The following is a 16,762-nucleotide window of genomic DNA, read 5'->3' on the forward strand; positions in this document are numbered from 1 at the left end:
CGATCGCCCGCTCCACCGACACCGCATCACCACTCATGCCCCCAGCATTCCCGATCCCGGCCCTGTCCGCGCCCCCAGACCCACCCCGAACCCGCCGCACCAACCCCACCGACCCCACTCACCTCGAACACCCTGTCCACCGAGATGGGCACCCGACCCCACCGCGTCCTGGACCGGGGCATCCACATCTGCGCGGGCACGCCCCCTGTTCGACACCGCCACGGCGGACCTCCACGACATGCACGGAGCGCACCCGCACGCGAGATCGACGACGCTTCGCTGTCCCGGTGGACGGGGGGAGTGGGGACGCGACCGGGAGCGGTCCGGCCGTACCGGGCCGGTGGCGGCCGACGCGGACTGGTACTCGGCGGTGGGGGAGGACGCCCCTTTCGTCGGGTGTCTACGCACGTCCAGCCGGTCCGACGTGGCGCCGACCTGGGGGGCATGAGCACGACACCGGGGGAGCGGTGACGGCGGGCTCCTGGTTCTCGCTCGCCATGGTCGCCGTGTTCGGCCTTCCCCTCCCGCTCTGGACGTCGGGCCTGATGACCGTCGGCGGCCTGCTGGTCGTCTCGGTCAGGGTCGCCGCAGGAGTGGGGAGATTCCCGTGGGGCTGCGACCTCCGGCCAGGGGAGTGGGTGCTTCTCTCGAGGTCCCATGGGAACCACGCCCAACGTCGTCCCTCGCTCGACCAGGGGAGTGGCACTTCCATTCGTACAGGTGTTCATCTCGCCACCAGCCACCAGGAAAGGGAACAGGTGTTCGATGGGCGGGAGTCGCCGAGGCCAGAGGCCGAGGAGTGGAGAGCGCGAACGAAAAACCCGACACGAGACTCAATGCAAGTCATCTCGGTCATGTGTCGTCAAACAACCCCAAAAGGATGCATAACACCGTTTATGCATGAAACATCGAGAGGTCGGCAGCCAGAAGGGGCTCCGGCCCGCCTTCCACCTGTTGGCGAGAAACCAGTGGTCAACCAACGTGCACGCACACGCGGACCAACGCCAGGCCCTGACGAGACTGCCCTGCACAGACAAACCCCAGGCCAGAGCACCAGAGGTAGGCGAGTGGGCCGAACTTGGGCCGAACTGAGGGCGTGAGGAACCGGCACGTGAAGCCGGGGAACGCGCGGACGCTAAAGCGGATCCAACGGCGACCCGCCAGGGGGCAGTGTGGTGGGGCGAGTCCGCGCGGCGTGGTTGTCCACAGGCAACTGCCCTGGGAGTTGTCTGTGCGGGCCTGTGTGGCGCAAGCTCGAATTCGGGGGCGTCAGGTTCCGCCAGCGAGCGCCCACAGCACCCCCGAATCGACGCTAACCCGAGAACGCCCAGGTCCGCCAGTGCCCACCGAGCCACCTGTGGACAACGCGTCCCGCCCAACGCGATGCGCAAGCCCGCTCGGTGTTCGGCGTCCTGGGCCCGTTCCTGAACTCTTCGCGATCCCAGCGCCCCAGTGCCAATCCTCAGGTTCGCCCACACCGACCTCGAGAGCGATCCTCGGCACCCACCGTGGCCCGGTACTGCGCCCCAGGGCCCCAGAGACAGCCCACGGCACGAGAACCCCTTCCCCACAGGCATTCCCGTATCGCCGATAATGCACATTATGTCAAGTAGAGCTGGTTAAGGGCTCCCCGCAACCACCAACACGCCCTGGGCGCCCAAGAAACGGGAAAATCCGCCGAACCGCCCCTGCCTTGCCCGCCCACGCCCCCGACGACCCGATTCACGCCCCGACCCCGTTCGGCCACTCGCATCTCGACAGCCCCTCAAGGGGCCGCTCGCGCACACGAATCGTGCTCACGCGACCACTGAACGCACCCGCCCGCCCCACGCCACGACGCATCCGGCACCTGTCACCGTGGCCTCCCCTTCCGCTGTTCCCGTCTCGGGTCGAGCACCCCGCTCGGCTACTTCACGCATCAGAAGGGTTCGAGTCCCGGACCCCGACCACCCACCGCGGTCCCCCAGCCCCGTCGAGCCGCCCGAACTCCGGTCCCGCCCTCCCCGGCAGGGCACCGTCCGAGCCGCACCCACCACAACCCGCGGACCTGCCCCCCGACCGCTTGGCCGTGCGGACCTTCACCCGCGAGCCCCCAGGGCCCTCATGCAGCGGCCCTGATGCGGCCCCGCCCGGCCCAGCACCGCTCACAGCACCTCCTCCACCACGCCCTGCGCTTCCTCGCCTTCCAGCCCCCGCACCTGTGCGGCCAACTCCACCATGTCCAGATCGGGCATCTCCATCTCCGGAGCCCCGTCCTTCGACTGGGGTACACGCGCCGTCAGGTACGCCAGGACACCGTCCTCGATCTCCACCAACGCGTTCATCGAGGGGATGGACTCATCGGAGCCGTCGAACACCATCACCGATCCGTGCCGCTCGCACCCATCCTCCTCACCCTCCGAACACCTGACCCAGAAGGGAAGCCCGGACTCCCCCGGCTCCCCCGCGTCCTCCACGACCGTGCTCACCTCCAGATGGAACCCCTCCTCCCGCACCACCCCGCGCGAAGGCTCGTAGGTGATCTTCACCGGAACCTGGTCGTCCTGCACATGGACCGCCACCGGCTCCCACCCCGGAGCCTCCAAGGCCGCGATCGGAGACTCCACAGCGGCCACCTCCCGCCCCAGTTCCTGGTTCTCCCGCACGTCCTCCACGCGCTCCTGCCACCAGGCCACCCCCGTCACCACGGCACACAACGCCACCACCACACCAACAGCGACCACCACCCGCCTCACTCCGGGGCGCATCGCCCACACCACAGCCGCACCCGAATACGCCAGGACCAGACACCAGAACACCGACGCCACCGGGGTGAGCTGCTCCGCCACCCCCCACTCCAGCCGCAGGATCCCCACCAGCACACCGACCACCACGGCCGTCAGCACCACCAACGGCAGCTCCCACGAACGCGCCGCCCCCTGCCGCCGCATCCACGCGCGAAACCCGCACAGGGACCCCACAGTCACCGAGATGCCAACCAACCCGACCAGGGCGCTCACACCGTCCTCATGGGTCAGGCCCAGCAGGCCCAGCACCACCGCGACCGGGATCAACAACGACCACAGCGGCACCAGCACCAGAATCCACACCGCCCCCGTCCCCGACGGTGCGGTGTCGCGAACCAGCGCCCCCTCCGCCGCGGCAGCCCACCCGGGACGCTCCTGCGAGTCCAGGCCCACGCCCAGGTGGTTCCTCGGGTTCTCCGCAGCGGGATCGGGGTCGGTACTCAACGTCGGTGCTCCTCACGAGTGGGGTCCCTGGGTCCGATGCGCACCCCCGTCGCCGGGTTCGCACCCCTTCCCCCACCTCACGCCCGTGCGCCCAGCAGGACCGGCCGACGCTCCTACACTCGAACACACGCCCCGCGGTCCCCACCGCCAACGGCCGCGCGGCCTCGCACCCTGAACGTCACACCCCCACCACGAGCAACGGCAGGTCATGGACGACAGCTCGAACGCCCACGGCGACCACCCCCACAGGAACCAGTACCTGTCCGCACTGTCGCTGCGCCGCACCCTGACCGCGGCCCAGTCACTGACCCACGACGCGTCCGAGCCCCAAGGCCCCGGTCAGCCCGCCCCACACCCCCGAGGTCTACCACTCCCCCTGGTCGTGTTGGGCCTCGCCGTCGCCCTGGCCGCCACGACCACCACCCTGTGGGCCCTGAGCCCCTGGCTGCCCTGGTGGGCCCTGGCTCTGATCGCACCCCTGGCCGCCACCCCGGGCCTCATCATCGGCACCATCGCCATGCTCCCCGTCATGGTCTCCACCACCCGGGCGCGCCAGGGTTTCCCCACCGGCCGAGACTGGGTCTCCCCCACGGCCCTGACCTTCCTGGCCTGCACCGCCCCACTGCTGTCTCCGCTGCCCGCGTGGTGCGGCGCCCTGGCCCTGTGGGCACTGCTGGTCACCGCCGCGCTCCTGAGCACCTACCGGGCCCTGCCCGCTCTGGGCCGCGACATCGACCTCGAACGGGCCCGCGCCGCCTGGGACACCCACCCCGACTGAACTCGACCCCAGCCCAGCCTCCCGCGCTCCGCACCCCCGAAAACCCCTGGCCACATCCAGCGCCCCGAGGCTCCCCGGGCACACATGGTCGATAACGTGGGGAACACCGACGGGCCCGAGGCCACGACGCCGCCTCCGCCCCCGACTTCTTGCCAGGCCCTCCAACCCGCCGTCGACGCCCTCACCGACCGCGCCCATGGCACCCGCGCCTCGCCCACCCCCGGCGGACGTTCGCCCTGGAGGTCGAGGTCCCCGACCTCCAACAACTCCCACCCGGCCGAGCGGGCACGCCCCTTCCACATCGACCCGGACCACAGCGGTGTCGACACCTTCACCCCCCGACCCACCGTTACCTCAGGCCCAGCGAACTCGACCTCACGGCCCAGCTCGCGGGCCTGCCCCCACGAACGCTGAGCCGACCTCCACGAGAACCCCTTCACCGCCCACAGCCGCTCACTCGTGTCCGTGTGGCGCAAACCCTCCCGCCTGAGCACGCACCCTCACCCCGAACCACCGCCAGCACCACCAGGGGCACCGAACCGGGCCAGACAGTGCCACACCCGCTTCAACGTCCTCGGGTCGAACCGCCCCGACCGCGCCGCCTCACCGATCACGCCCGGCGTCAACCTCCCCCGCACCGCGACCATCTCCCCCACCTCCACGACCTCCCGCCCCCGAAAACCGGGATGCCGACGCAACTCCTCCACCCCCAACCGGAACCCGCCGTGCCAGGACACCGCACACCCCAAACGCCCCGCCGCCTCCTCCACCCGAGTCCCGCGAAAACTCGGATCCAACACCAACGCGACCACGTCCGCGCCCCACCGGACCGGACAGTGCACCTGCGCCTCCACGTACTCGTCCAACACGTCCCGACCACCACCCCGGGCCGCACACGCCAGGTCCACCAACCCCATCCGCTCCCCCACCCCGAACGCCGAGGGCTCGAAGGTGCTGTCCGGATAACAGAACGTCGTCCGCCCCGCCACCGGCGCCCCCAACCGGAAGAAACACGACCCGAACCGCGGCGCCGCACCCACCCCGCTCCCGGACCGGTCCAACGCCCCGTACACCGGCCGCGCACACACCGGCGCCCGGTCGTAGGCCCCACCGAACATCCGGCTCTCCCACCGCCAACGATCCCCGCCCTCGAACGCCGTCAGCCCCCCGTTCCCGATCCCCGTCACGAACTGCGACCGGTACACCCCCTCCACCGCCATCCGCTCCAACACCGTGGACCCGCCCACCAACCGGTCCGGATGGAAGTTCAACGTCACCGACCACCCCTCGGCGAACCCCCCGCCCCAGGACCGCTCCCGCACCCACGCCAATGCCCGGAGCGCCGCCCGCCGACCCGCACCCGGGTCACATCCCCCACCACACCCGCACACGCTCATGGGCCCGATCATGCCCCCCGCACCACCGAACACCCACCTGTTTTCACCCCACCCAGGTCAGGCCTGCGGGCCCACCGTGACGGCACCGAGAACCCACCCCGCCCGACCCCGGGAACAGACCGGACAGGCATCCACCCCACACAAACGGGGGCCCACCCCAAGGTGGACCCCCGCACCCGCCGCGGCTCACGGCAGCCGCAACCACCCCGTACACACCCTCAACCCCGCACCCGACTCCAACCGCTCCAACGCCGCACGCTCCAACCGGGTCCGACGCGGCGCACGCTCCACCTCCACCCGAGGCATCCCGAACACGAACCGGAACACGTCACCCTCCCCGGGCGCCCCCTCGCCCACCAACGTGAACCTGCGCTGGAACCGCACGATGTTGGACCCCTCCCCCAACGCCCGCTCCCACCACGGATCCAACAGCCACGACGTGCACGTGGCCACCCGGGCGTCCACCCCCAACTGCTCCCGCGCGAAGGGACCCGCCAACGCCAACGCCTCACTCACCGCGTCCGGATCCAACCCCCCCGAAGGGATGTGCAACCGCAGCACCGGATCACCCGGAGCCAACCCCGCACCCATCGCCGCGGCCTCCTCCTCCGAATACCAGCGCACCGGCCCCTGATCCCCCAACAGCGCCGGCTCCAGCTGAAGACCCCCCACCCAGAACAACCGGCCACGGAACTGCGCCGCCACCCACGCCGCCGTCTCCACACTCAACCGACCGAACAACCAACGCGACCGCCGCACCTGCACACCCACGTCCGCCAGGGACGCCACCGTCACCGACCGGTCGATGCCGCGCAGCGCATGCCGCCGAAGCTGCTCGGGCACCATCGCCACGAACGCCCACAACGACGCCACCCGCACCCGGGCGTCCTCAGCCTCCACCAGCGTCGGCCAGGGACGCCACACCCCCACCGGCAGATCCGCGTCCGCCCACAACCGCCGGTACATGCACCCCACCAGGTGCCACAGCTCCTCGGGCCACCCGCCGTCCACGCCCGGCGCCCCCGGCCACAGCGCCTCCAGCTCCGCACGGTCGTCCCCGGCCAGAACGAACATGTCCAACACCTCGGCGGCCTCCGCCCCCGAGGGCACCCTCAACCCCACCCCCGGCTCCGGCAACCCCTCGCAGGCCTCCAACCACTCCCGCACACCCGCGTCAAGCCCGAACCGATCCACCACACGCGCACTGTCCATGCGACACATCCTGTCGCCCCCACCCACCCCAAGGGAAGAAGCACACCAACCCCAAACACCGCAAAACCACCCCCGCCCCACCCACCGATGAGACCAGACCCACAACACCACACCAGGTGCGCATAGTGTTGTAGTAACCCACCAAGCAACACCACACCCACCGAAAACGAGGAACACCACCGATGTCCGACCCAGCGCAACTCCTGCGCGACTGGATCGCCACCTACGACACCCCCACCACGTCGGTGGCCCACCTCCTCTGCGACCGCCACGACCCCGACACCATCGCCACCACCGAAATCGGCCCCACCCTCGAACCCACCACACTCACCTACGGCCAACTCCGCGAACGCTCACAAACCCTCGCCACCGGCCTCACCCACCTCGGCATCCAACCCGGCGACCGCATCGCCACCCTCATCCCCAAAGGCATCGACCTCACCGTCACCGCCCTCGCCATCTGGCGCCTCGGCGCCGTCCTCGTCCCCCTCCTCTCCTCCTTCGCCCCCTCCGCCATCACCCAACGCCTCACCGACTCCAACACCAGCCTCGTCATCAGCGCCGACGAATACCGCACCAAACTCGACCCCAACCCCCACACACCCACCCACCCCACCTGGACCATCGCCACCACCGGACCCCAACCCCTCCGCGACGGCGACCACACCCTCACCACCCTCAGCCAACACCCCCCACACACCACCCCCCACACCACCACCGGCAACGGCGACATCGCCACCGTCTACGTCTCCAACCTCATCGGCCCACCCCGAGGCGTCCGCGTCCCCGCCCGCGCCCTGTCCGCCATGCACGCCTACCACCACTTCGGCCTCGGCGTGGACGAAGACGACGTCTACTGGAACACCGCAGACCCCGGCTCCGCCTACGGCCTCTACCACGGCCTCATCTCCCCCCTCCTCGCCGGACACAACTCCCTCGCCCTACGCGCCGGATTCTTCGACCCCGAACTCACCCTCGACGTCCTGGGCCTCTACCAGGTCACCAACTTCGCCTCCGACCCCACCACCTACCGCACCCTGCGCGCCGCCACCAAAACCCTCCCGCCCGAGATCGTCGTCCAACGCATGGCCAGCGCCGGAGAACCCCTCTCCCCCGACGTCATCGACTGGGCCACCGACCTCTTCGGCGTCCCCGTCCGCGACCACTACGGCCAAACCGAACTCGGCTGGTGCGCCGGACTCCCCAACGGCGACCTCCCCGACCCCGCCACCACCACACCCCCAGGAGCCATCGGCCCCGCACTCCCCGGTTGGAACATCCAGGTCCTCGAAGCCCTCACCGACGAACCCGCCCCCCTGGGCGCCTACGGCCGCATCGCCATCGACCGCGCCCAGAGCCCCCTCGACTGGTTCGACGGCTACCTCGGCTACGAGAACACCATCGACATCCGCTTCTCACCCGAACGCACCTACCACCTCACCGGCGACACCGGCATCATGGACCGCCAAGGCAACCTCCACTTCTCCACCCGCGACAACGGCGCCATCATCACCCGCAGCTACCGCATCGGCCCCACCGAGGTCGAAGCCGTCCTCAACACCCACCCCGCCGTCGAGGAGAGCGGCGTCTACGCCATCCCCGACGACCTCGCCGGACACCTCGTCGGCGCCCGCATCGTCCTCGCACCCGGACACACCGCAACCCCCGAACTCGCCGAAGAACTCCGCGAATGGGTCCGCGCCCGCTTCGCCCCCCACGCAGCACCCCACACCGTGGACTTCACCGACGAACTCCCCCGCACCGTCTCCGGAAAGATGCGCCGCGCCCGCCTACGCTGACCACCACGGCACCGCCACGACCTCCGCCCGCGCCCTACCAGGGTCAGCACGGCAGAGGTCCCCCACCGCGACGCCACGGGAACACCCACAGTGAGCGAGCGCACCGGACGCGCCACCGCGCGTCCCCCTCGCCGCGGCCCAGCACGAGTGGCACATCTTCGTCCGGGAACCCCCACCAGCGCAGCCGATCGCACCACCACGCGGCCGCTGATCCCTCCGCTGCGAGGAGACGGGCGAGACGGGCACGGAGCCGTCCCCACGCTCCTGGCCCCCGATCCCGCCCACGCTCCCCGCGAGCGTGCCCCCGCCACCACCCCACGTGGGTCCGTCAGCGGCCCGACGAACGGATCGGCCCACCCCGGGACACACAACGGCCCAGGCAGCCGCCCCTTGAGGCAGCCCCCGGGCCGGCGTCGCGCTCACCCGCACGGACGGGAAGTCACTCCGCCACCCGCGCGGTCCCCTCCACCAACTCGTTTACCCGGGCCGCCAACGCCATGTCCTTCTCCGTCACCCCACCCTCGTCGTGCGTACTCAACGCCAACGAGACCGTGTCGTAGCGGATGTCGATGTCCGGATGGTGCCCTGCCTGCTCAGCGGCCTGCGCCACCTCGTTCACCAGCGACACCGCCTCCAGGAAACCCACCAACCGCACGGAACGACGGATCGCCGCCCCCTCGGTGTCCCACTCCCAACCGACCAGTCGGCCCAACCCGTCCCGGATCTCTTCCTCACTCAGAACAGCCATCGCTCCCCCAACACACTCACCACACGGTCCGTGCCAGCCCCTTACCCACACCGACCCCACCCTCAACAAACGTTCGCCGCCCAGAACGGCCCAGAGAGCCCCTGACCACACTGGGCCCGCACGACGCTCCACGCCCACCGTCGTCGATCACTGCGCACGGACGAGGAGCGCACCGACCCACTTCACCCCCGGCCAGCCCTTCCCCCGGGTGGCGAGCCCCCGACACCCGACCCTCGCCCCGCAAGGGCAGCGTGCGCCTACGAGGCAAGGACCGGTCGAGTGGCAAGGACCGCACCGCCCCCTGCACTCCCAGCCCCACCACGGGCGCTGCTCACACGCCCACCACCGACCGGTGAGCGTGTGAGGGTCAACCGCTCAACCCTGGAGCGAACCTCCTCGCCCCGGCTGCCGCGCCGCCCAGTGGGCCTTCAGGAAGCTCCGGCCCACGAGAGAATACGGCGCGAAGCCGCCACGGCGGGCCTGGGGTTCCTCCCTCAGGCGCCCGCACCGCCGTCCACCGGCACGATCGCGCCGGTCACCATCGACGCGCGACCGCTGAGGAGCCACACGGCCACTTCGGCGACCTCGTGGGGCTCCGCCATCCGGCCGAGCGGGATCGACGCTGTCGCCCGCTCGATGATGCCGGGGCTCGCCGCCTCCCACATGTCGATCATGTCACCGCGGACCGCGACCAGCACCTCGTGCTGTACAGCGCGCCGCCGGAATCTCCCGATGCGGACGCGCTGGCTCTCCTGAACGTACTCGGAGCCCAGGCCGGTGATGCCCTGCTCCAGCGCAGCCACGGCCAGGCCGCAGGGTGAAGGGGGAGGCGGCCCCGCCCCTCCGGCAGTGCGGCGGGCCACGGCCCATCGGCGCGGTGGAGGCGTTCGTGCGCAGCGTCGCGGATCGACGTCGGCCCGCGCCCGTTCGGTAGCGCGCTCCCAGTCGCGGTGCACGCGTTCCCGGGACTGGTGACGCAGGGTGCCGGTTTCGGGGCCAATCCGTGATTGGCCGGAACCGGACGTACGCGCTCCCCCGTCCTCAAGTGGGACCACCACCGCACAGGGGACATCCCTCCCCCACACGGGGCACAGGGCGAAGCCCTTGGTTGTTCGGTGCGGCGTGAGCCGCTCCTTATGTGTTCTTGGGTTGTTCTTTCCCTGAAAGGGCACGGCACCTTTACGACGTAGATTTACAAGGCACGGATCATCACATCCCCCAGCACCCCACGAGATGACCTGGATCCTTACCGTCACATCCGCATCCGGCCACCCACGAAACCTTGCAAATCCCCCCTCGGGGCGGTTAGCTCTGGGAAACTCCACCCCTCCCCCCACCGGCTGCCCCCACCAGCCACGCGCGCCACTCCCCCCGGAAGCGAGCCCATGCCCAACGAGAAGCGCTCCTCGCTTCGCGCCCGCATGGTCAGCCTGGTGCTCCTCCCCAGCACCGCCCTGCTGGCCCTGTGGGCGGTCTTCAGCACCGTCCTGGCCACCGACATCCGCGACCTGAACGCCACCACGGCCTTCATCGACGAGGTCGGGCAGCCCGTCGTGGACGTGGTCACCCACCTCCAGCGGGAACGGCGCGCCACCATGGGCGTGGCCCACCGGCCCACGGGCAGCGCCCTCGACCAGCTCGAAGCCGCCCGGGACGCCACCGACGAGAGCGCTCTCGCCCTCGACCGGACGCTGGGCCGGTTCGGCCGCGGCGACCTGCCCGCCGAGGTCCTCACCCTCCAGAGCCAGCTCAACCTGTTGGAGCGCCACCGCACCGAGGTGGTCGACACCCTCGACACCGGGATCGACGCCCTGGAAGTGGCCGCCCAGCCCTACAACCGCATGATCGAGTCCGGATTGGAGATCTGGGACGCGCAGGTCGACCGCGCCGACGTCGCCCTCTCCCCCCACCTGCGCTCGCTCACCTCCCTGTTGCGCTCCCGCGAGTACCTCAGCCAGCAGGACGCCGTCCTGGCGCACTCCATGGCCACCAACTCCTTCACGGCCCAGGCCCACACACGGTTCGCGTCCGCCGCGGGCGCCCAGCGCCACACCTGGACACAGGTGGAGTCCGCCACCGGCAGCCATCGCAGCCAGGACTACAAGGAACTCAACGGCTCCGCCCAGAAGCGTTCGGTGTACAACCTCCAGGACATCGTCATCGGCAACCCCGGCGGACCCGACACCCGCGTCCCGGTCGACTCCCGCAGCTGGAGCGAGGCCACCGGAGCCCTCGACGAGCGCCTGCGCGCCATCGAGCACGCGCGGATGAACCAGATCGTGGAGGCCGGACACGCGCACTCCCGTGATCTGCTCCTGAGCGTGCTGCTGGTGAGTGTGCTCGCCCTGGCGGTGGCCCTGGCCTCGGTCGTGGTGGCGGTGACCGGCTCCCAGCGGCTCGGGCGCCGTCTCCAGGACCTGCGTACGCACACCCTGCACCACGCCCGGTTCCGGCTCCCGCAGGTGACCGCTCGGCTGCGGGCGGGCGAGAGCGTGGACGTGGACGCCGAGGCGCCCCGGTTGGCGGGCGGGCGGCGTGACGAGCTCGGGCAGGTGGCGGAGGCGTTCGACGACGCCCAGCGGGCGGCGGTGGTGGCGGCCGTGGAGGAGGCCCAGGTGCGGGCGGGGGTGCGCAACGTGTTCCGGAACATCACGCGGCGCACGCAGTCGCTGGTGCACCGGCAGTTGTCGCTGCTGGACCGGTTGGAGCGGACCGAGACCGATCCCAAGGTGCTGGAGTCGCTGTTTCGGATCGACCATTTCAGCACGCAGATGCGGCGCAACGCCGAGAACCTGATGCTGCTCAGCGGTGACCGTCCCTCACGTCCCGGTGGGGCGTCGGTGGGGTTGCACGAGGCGGTGCGAGCGGCGGCCAGCGAGATCGAGGACTACGCCCGGGTGCGGGTGCTGGCGCTTCCCCGGGTGGCGCTGCCCGGGGAGGCGGGGTCGGATCTGGTACGGCTGGTCGCGGAGCTGCTGGAGAACGCGGCGTCGTTCTCGCCCCCGGGAACGGAGGTGTCCGTGGGAGGTCGGGCGCTGGAGGACGGCGACTTCCTGGTGGAGGTCGAGGACCGGGGGCTGGGTATGACCGTCGGCCAGCTGGAGTCCTCGAACGCGCTGCTGGCCGAGCCGCCCCGGTTCGATCTGGCGCGGATGCGGGAGGACTCGCAGCTGGGGTTGTTCGTGGTGGCCACCATCGCGGCGCGGCACGGGTTCGTGGTCGAGTTGCGGGCCTCCCCGTACCAGGGGACGAAGGCGCTGGTGCGTCTTCCCGGTCGGGTGCTGGTGGAGCGCGACCACCAGACCGGGCCGATGCGGCGGGTCGCGTCGGTGGGCCCGCAGGTCGCTGGAGAGGGGGGCGATCACCGTGGCGGGCACAGCGGCGCGGGCGAGGAGACCGCGGGCCACTCCCCCACGGCTGGAGCCGTCTCCGTGGCCCCCAACGTCGGTACGCCGCCCCTGGCCCGCCGGGTCCGCCCGGAGGATCGCGGCACGGACGAGGGGGGTTCGGACGCCGAGGGTGCCCGGTCCGTGGCCGTTCCCGGGGAGGAGGGGCCGGGCGGGCCCGTCCCCTCCCCCGCCCCGGAGGACACCTACATGGGGTTGCCCGTGCGTCAGCGTCGACGCTCGACCCCGCCCCCGGCCCCGGGGGTGGCGGAGGCCGGTGACGACGGGTCCGGTTCGGGGCCCGTCCAGGTCACCGGCGGGCAGCGTTCGCTGTCGGAGATCAGGTCCATGATGAGCGCCTTCCAGGCCGGAACGGAGCGCGGACGCGCGGCGTCCACCGGCGAGGAGGCGGCGGAGGGTGCGCCACAGCAGGGGGCGCACCACGGTGAGAGTGCGGAAGGGTGATGTCGGTGTCGGCTGGGACCACGGCTGAGGGTCGGAGCGGTGTGGACGGGGCGTCCGCGGGTCAGAGGCTGGACTGGTTGATGGGTGACCTGGTGGAGAGGGTGGCGGGGGCGCGTCAGGCGCTGTTGCTGTCGGCGGACGGGTTGCTGCTGTCGTGTTCGGCGGGCGTGGAGCGCGAGGAGGGTGAGCGGCTGGCGGCGATCGCGTCGGGGTTCGCGAGTCTGGCGCGGGGTGCTCGTGCGCAGGTGGGCGCGGCCGAGGTGCGCCAGTGCGTGGTGGAGATGGACAACGTGTTCTTCTTCGTGCTGCCCGCTGGGCAGGGGGCGCAGTTGGCGTTGGTGGCGGAGGCCTCGTGTGACATGGGGCAGGCGGCCTTCGAGGTGAACCGTCTGGTGCGGCAGGTGGGTCCGTACCTGTCGGCGCTGCCCCGGAGGCGGGGAGGTGCGGGGTGAGGTCGGTGCCTGCGGAGGAGGGGTGGTCGGGGGAATCGAGTCTGATTCGCCCGTACTCGTTGACGGGGGGCCGTACGCGTCCCTCGCGGTCGGATTTCTCGATGACTTCGCAGGTGGTGGCGGTTCCGTCGGTGGATCGGCGGGAGGTGGACCCGGAGTTGGAGCTGATCCTGTCGGTGTGTGCGCGCCCGGTGTCGGTGGCGGAGGTGGCTTCGCGTTCGGGGTTCGCGTTGGGGGTGTTGCGGGTCCTGTTGGCCGATCTCCTGGATCAGGGTCTGGTGGTGGTGCACACCTCGGACTGGGAGAGGGAGAGGCCGGACGCGCGGACGTTGCGTTCCGTCCTGGAACGCATCCGGGAGTTGTGAGGTGTTGATGGAGGGCTCTGTGGCCCAGGGTGGTCCCGTTCCGGACACGTTGAAGATCGTGGTCGCGGGTGGTTTCGGGGCGGGCAAGACGACGCTGGTCTCGGCGTTGAGTGAGGTGGAGTCGTTGCACACCGAGGAGGTGATGACCTCCGAGAGCGTGGGTGTGGACGATCTGGACGGGGTGGAGGGCAAGACCACGACGACGGTGGCGTTGGACTTCGGTCGGATCACGTTGGACGAGTCGACGGTGGTGTACCTGTTCGGGACACCGGGTCAGCGGCGGTTCTCGTTCATGTGGGAGGAGTTGGCGCAGGGGGCGTTGGGCGCGGTGGTGCTGGCTGACACGCGCCGGTTGGCGGACTCCTTCGACGCGATCGACTTCTTCGAGTCGCGTGGGGTGCCGTTCGTGGTGGCGGTGAACTGTTTCGACGGTCAGCGCACGCATCGTGCGGAGGACGTGCGGGTGGCGTTGGACGTGGCCGAGGGGGTCCCGGTGTTGTTGTGTGACGCCCGTGAGCGGGAGTCCGTCAAGGAGGTCGTGGTGGAGCTGGTGTCGTTGGTGTTGCGTCTGGAGTTGTCGGGCGCCTAGCCGGGTGGCGGGGGCTTCGGCCCCTGCCCGGGGCGTCCAGCCACGCTCTCCCTCAAGTTCAACCTTCCACCTTAGGGTTGAGACTTTCAGGGTCCAGCCCCGGCCCTGGAGCCAAGAAGTCCCAAATGTACCGAAGGTTCCGTTCAGGTGCGCAGAGCCCGCCGGAGGGAGTCGAGGTGGTCCGCGACCGGGCCCAGGGTGAGCATCCCGGTCTGCGCGCCGGCCTCCTCGCCGACGGCCGGGCTGAGCTCGGTCAGGGCCCGGCGCATCACCGCGCGGTCCCCCACGGCCTCGGCGGCACGGGCGGCCAGCGCCCAGCGGGCCTCCAGCAACAGGTCGCGCGGTGGCTCCGGCAGCCGCGACAGCGCGCTTGCGGCCTCGACGGTCCGGTGTCGGGCGAGCAGCACGTGAGGGCGGGCCCAGGGTTCGTGGGGGCCGTAGTCGGCGTCGGCGTCCGCGGGAGCGGGCAGTCCGCGCCTCAGACGCAGGCACAGCAGAGCCAGGGGCTCCAGCCCGTGTTCGAGGCCGGGCATGCCCGCGCCCCTCAGCCCGGCGGAGGCGTCGCCCAGGGCGCTGAGAGCGCTCTCTGACGTGCCCAGGGGATCAGCGGCGGCGCGCAGGGCCCGGTACCAGCGGGAGAAGACCACGGTCAGCGGGCGTTCGTGGCGCTCCCCCAGTTCCCGCGCGGCCCGGTCGTGGTGGTCGGCGCCCGACCAGTCAGCCAGCGCGGACAGGGACTGCACCCGGATCAGGTGGCCCAGGATCCGGAAGGTGACGAGGTCGTGCCGAGTGGCCAGGGCGATGAGCTCGGAGCCCAGGGCGTCGCGCTCGGGCGCCAGCCCGGCCCGGTGGAAGGCCTGCATGTACCGGGCGTTCAGCGCGAAGGCCAGCAGCGTGGGGTCGCCCAGGTCCCTGGCGAGCCGCTCCGCCTCGGCGGCCGCCTCGGGTCCCCGTGCTCCACGGGTGCCGCGCGACTCCAAGGCGACGGTGGCCGACAGCCGGGCGCGGGCCCCCTCGTGCCCGGTGTCGGGCAGGGCGGCCAGGGTGCGTTCGGCGGCGGCGACCACCCGGGCGGAGCGTTCGGGATCGTCCACACGTGTCCAGTTGGCGGGGACGTCGTAGGCCCCGATCACCCGCGCGGTCAGGAGGGGGTCGCCGAGTTCCTCGGCGGCGGTGACGGCGGCCAGGCGCTGTGCGCGGGCGGTACGCAGCCCCTCGGGGCCGGTGACGGCGAGGTCCCGCAACAGGCTGACGGTGGACTCGAGCCGGACCCGCGCTCCCGGGGTGACGGTGCGCCGGTAGGCGTCGGCCGCCCGGTTCCACAACTGGTCGCCGAGGTCGTGCCCCTCGTCCGCGGGCCGTGACGAGCCGGGGCCGTGGGAAGGCGGGCCGGGCTGTGGGGAGGCGGCGGTCCCGCGCGGACGCGGCTCGCCCGAGGGGTCGGAGTCCAGGTGGGCGGCCTGGCGCAGGATGTCCTGTTCCAGACGGCGTAGTGCGGGGCCGGGGTCCACGCCCAACTGCTCCACGAGCAGGGAGCGGGCCCGGCGGAGCACGCCCAGGGCGTCCCCCTGGCGTCCGGTGCGGTACAGGGCCAGGGCCAGCAGCCGCCAGGCGTCCTCGCGCCAGGGGTGTTCGGCCACGTGGGCGTCCAGGTCGGGGACGGCCTGGGCGGCCAGTCCCAAGTCAAGTCGGGTGCGGGCGAGGTGTTCGAGGGCGCCCAGGCGCAGTTCGGCCAGGCGGCCGCGTTCGGTGCGGGCCCAGGGGGCTTCGGGGAAGTCGGCGTAGGCGGGGCCGCGCCAGGGGTCCAGGGCCTGTTGGAGTCGGGGCAGGGCCTGGTGGGGAGGCAGGGCGCCGGCGTGCTGGAGGCGTTGTTCGAACAACCAGGCGTCGACGGTGTCGGGGGCGGCGTCGAGGGCGTAGCCGGGGCCCCGAGTGGTGAGCAGGGTGGCGGGGGTGCGCGGTGGTCGGTCGGGTTCCAGTGCACGGCGGAGCGCGGCGACGAAGGTGCGCACGGCGCTGGTGGCCCCGGGGGGCGGGCCTCCCTCCCACAGGTCGTCGACGAGGAGGTCGACGGGCACGACGCGGCGGCGGGCGAGGATCAGCCGTGCCAGGACCGCGCGGTGGCGCGGCCCGCGCAGCGCGAGTTCCTCCCCGGTCCCGTCCCAGGCAGTGACGGGACCGAGCACCCCGAAGCCGACCCGCACCGGCACCCCTCCCCCGTGTTGGTCGTGTGCGTCGTGGTCAAGGTACCGCCTGGTCAGCGATGACGCGGACCGGTCCGCCGCTGTTGCGCGGGGCCCGTGGCGTGCTCGACCGGGCACGGAGGTGTCGATCGTGACGG

Annotated in this window: 12 protein-coding genes; 6 read left to right on the top strand and 6 right to left on the bottom strand. The window is 71.4% G+C overall.

Going from position 1 to position 16,762, the window contains the following annotated elements; all coding sequences use genetic code 11:
• Window positions 1-2,144 precede the first annotated feature (2,144 nt).
• Window positions 2,145-3,230, bottom strand: coding sequence for a hypothetical protein (locus D452_RS0106705; RefSeq protein ID WP_152498534.1), 1,086 nt, complete (start codon window positions 3,228-3,230; stop codon window positions 2,145-2,147).
• A 208-nt stretch (window positions 3,231-3,438) separates the two neighbouring features.
• Here D452_RS0106705 and D452_RS0106710 point away from each other — a divergent pair, with 208 nt between their 5' ends.
• Complete coding sequence (locus tag D452_RS0106710; protein ID WP_017543381.1) at window positions 3,439-4,008, top strand: hypothetical protein; 570 nt, start codon at window positions 3,439-3,441, stop codon at window positions 4,006-4,008.
• 500 nt (window positions 4,009-4,508) lie between these two features.
• Here D452_RS0106710 and D452_RS0106715 read toward each other — a convergent pair whose 3' ends face one another.
• Window positions 4,509-5,285 (bottom strand): DUF3626 domain-containing protein, encoded by a 777-nt coding sequence (locus tag D452_RS0106715; protein ID WP_083927463.1) that lies wholly within the window; start codon window positions 5,283-5,285, stop codon window positions 4,509-4,511.
• Between the two features lie 306 nt (window positions 5,286-5,591).
• Complete coding sequence (locus tag D452_RS0106720) at window positions 5,592-6,617, bottom strand: acyltransferase domain-containing protein (RefSeq protein ID WP_017543383.1); 1,026 nt, start codon at window positions 6,615-6,617, stop codon at window positions 5,592-5,594.
• A 182-nt stretch (window positions 6,618-6,799) separates the two neighbouring features.
• Here D452_RS0106720 and D452_RS0106725 point away from each other — a divergent pair, with 182 nt between their 5' ends.
• Window positions 6,800-8,416, top strand: a complete 1,617-nt coding sequence (locus D452_RS0106725) for an AMP-binding protein (RefSeq protein WP_017543384.1) — start codon at window positions 6,800-6,802, stop codon at window positions 8,414-8,416.
• Between the two features lie 439 nt (window positions 8,417-8,855).
• On the opposite strand, the gene D452_RS0106730 is transcribed toward D452_RS0106725, so the two are convergent.
• Both D452_RS0106730 and D452_RS31265 read right to left on the bottom strand, forming a co-directional pair.
• On the bottom strand, window positions 8,856-9,164 hold the full coding sequence (locus D452_RS0106730) for a 4a-hydroxytetrahydrobiopterin dehydratase (RefSeq protein WP_017543385.1): 309 nt from the start codon (window positions 9,162-9,164) through the stop codon (window positions 8,856-8,858).
• A gap of 494 nt (window positions 9,165-9,658) precedes the next feature.
• Entirely contained in the window at window positions 9,659-9,967 is a 309-nt protein-coding gene (locus D452_RS31265; protein ID WP_017543386.1) for an SDR family oxidoreductase, read from the bottom strand.
• A gap of 582 nt (window positions 9,968-10,549) precedes the next feature.
• On the opposite strand from D452_RS31265, the gene D452_RS31665 reads away from it, so the two are divergent.
• From D452_RS31665 to D452_RS0106755, 4 genes are read left to right on the top strand one after another with little or no spacing between them, the layout of a single operon-like run.
• The gene (locus tag D452_RS31665) at window positions 10,550-13,015 is read left to right on the top strand and encodes a sensor histidine kinase (protein WP_017543387.1); all 2,466 of its coding nucleotides are present in this window, start codon (window positions 10,550-10,552) and stop codon (window positions 13,013-13,015) included.
• Window positions 13,015-13,467, top strand: a complete 453-nt coding sequence (locus D452_RS0106745; RefSeq protein WP_017543388.1) for a roadblock/LC7 domain-containing protein — start codon at window positions 13,015-13,017, stop codon at window positions 13,465-13,467. The genes D452_RS31665 and D452_RS0106745 overlap by 1 nt, the downstream gene beginning before the upstream one ends.
• Entirely contained in the window at window positions 13,464-13,832 is a 369-nt protein-coding gene (locus tag D452_RS27820) for a DUF742 domain-containing protein (protein ID WP_017543389.1), read from the top strand. Before D452_RS0106745 ends, D452_RS27820 begins: the two co-directional genes overlap by 4 nt.
• A 7-nt stretch (window positions 13,833-13,839) precedes the next feature.
• Window positions 13,840-14,421, top strand: a complete 582-nt coding sequence (locus D452_RS0106755; protein WP_026129038.1) for a GTP-binding protein — start codon at window positions 13,840-13,842, stop codon at window positions 14,419-14,421.
• Window positions 14,422-14,564: 143 nt separating this feature from the next.
• On the opposite strand, the gene D452_RS0106760 is transcribed toward D452_RS0106755, so the two are convergent.
• Window positions 14,565-16,625 (bottom strand): BTAD domain-containing putative transcriptional regulator, encoded by a 2,061-nt coding sequence (locus D452_RS0106760; protein ID WP_017543391.1) that lies wholly within the window; start codon window positions 16,623-16,625, stop codon window positions 14,565-14,567.
• Window positions 16,626-16,762: the final 137 nt, after the last annotated feature.

Source organism: Nocardiopsis prasina DSM 43845, assembly GCF_000341265.1.
GTDB classification, from domain to species: domain Bacteria; phylum Actinomycetota; class Actinomycetes; order Streptosporangiales; family Streptosporangiaceae; genus Nocardiopsis; species Nocardiopsis prasina.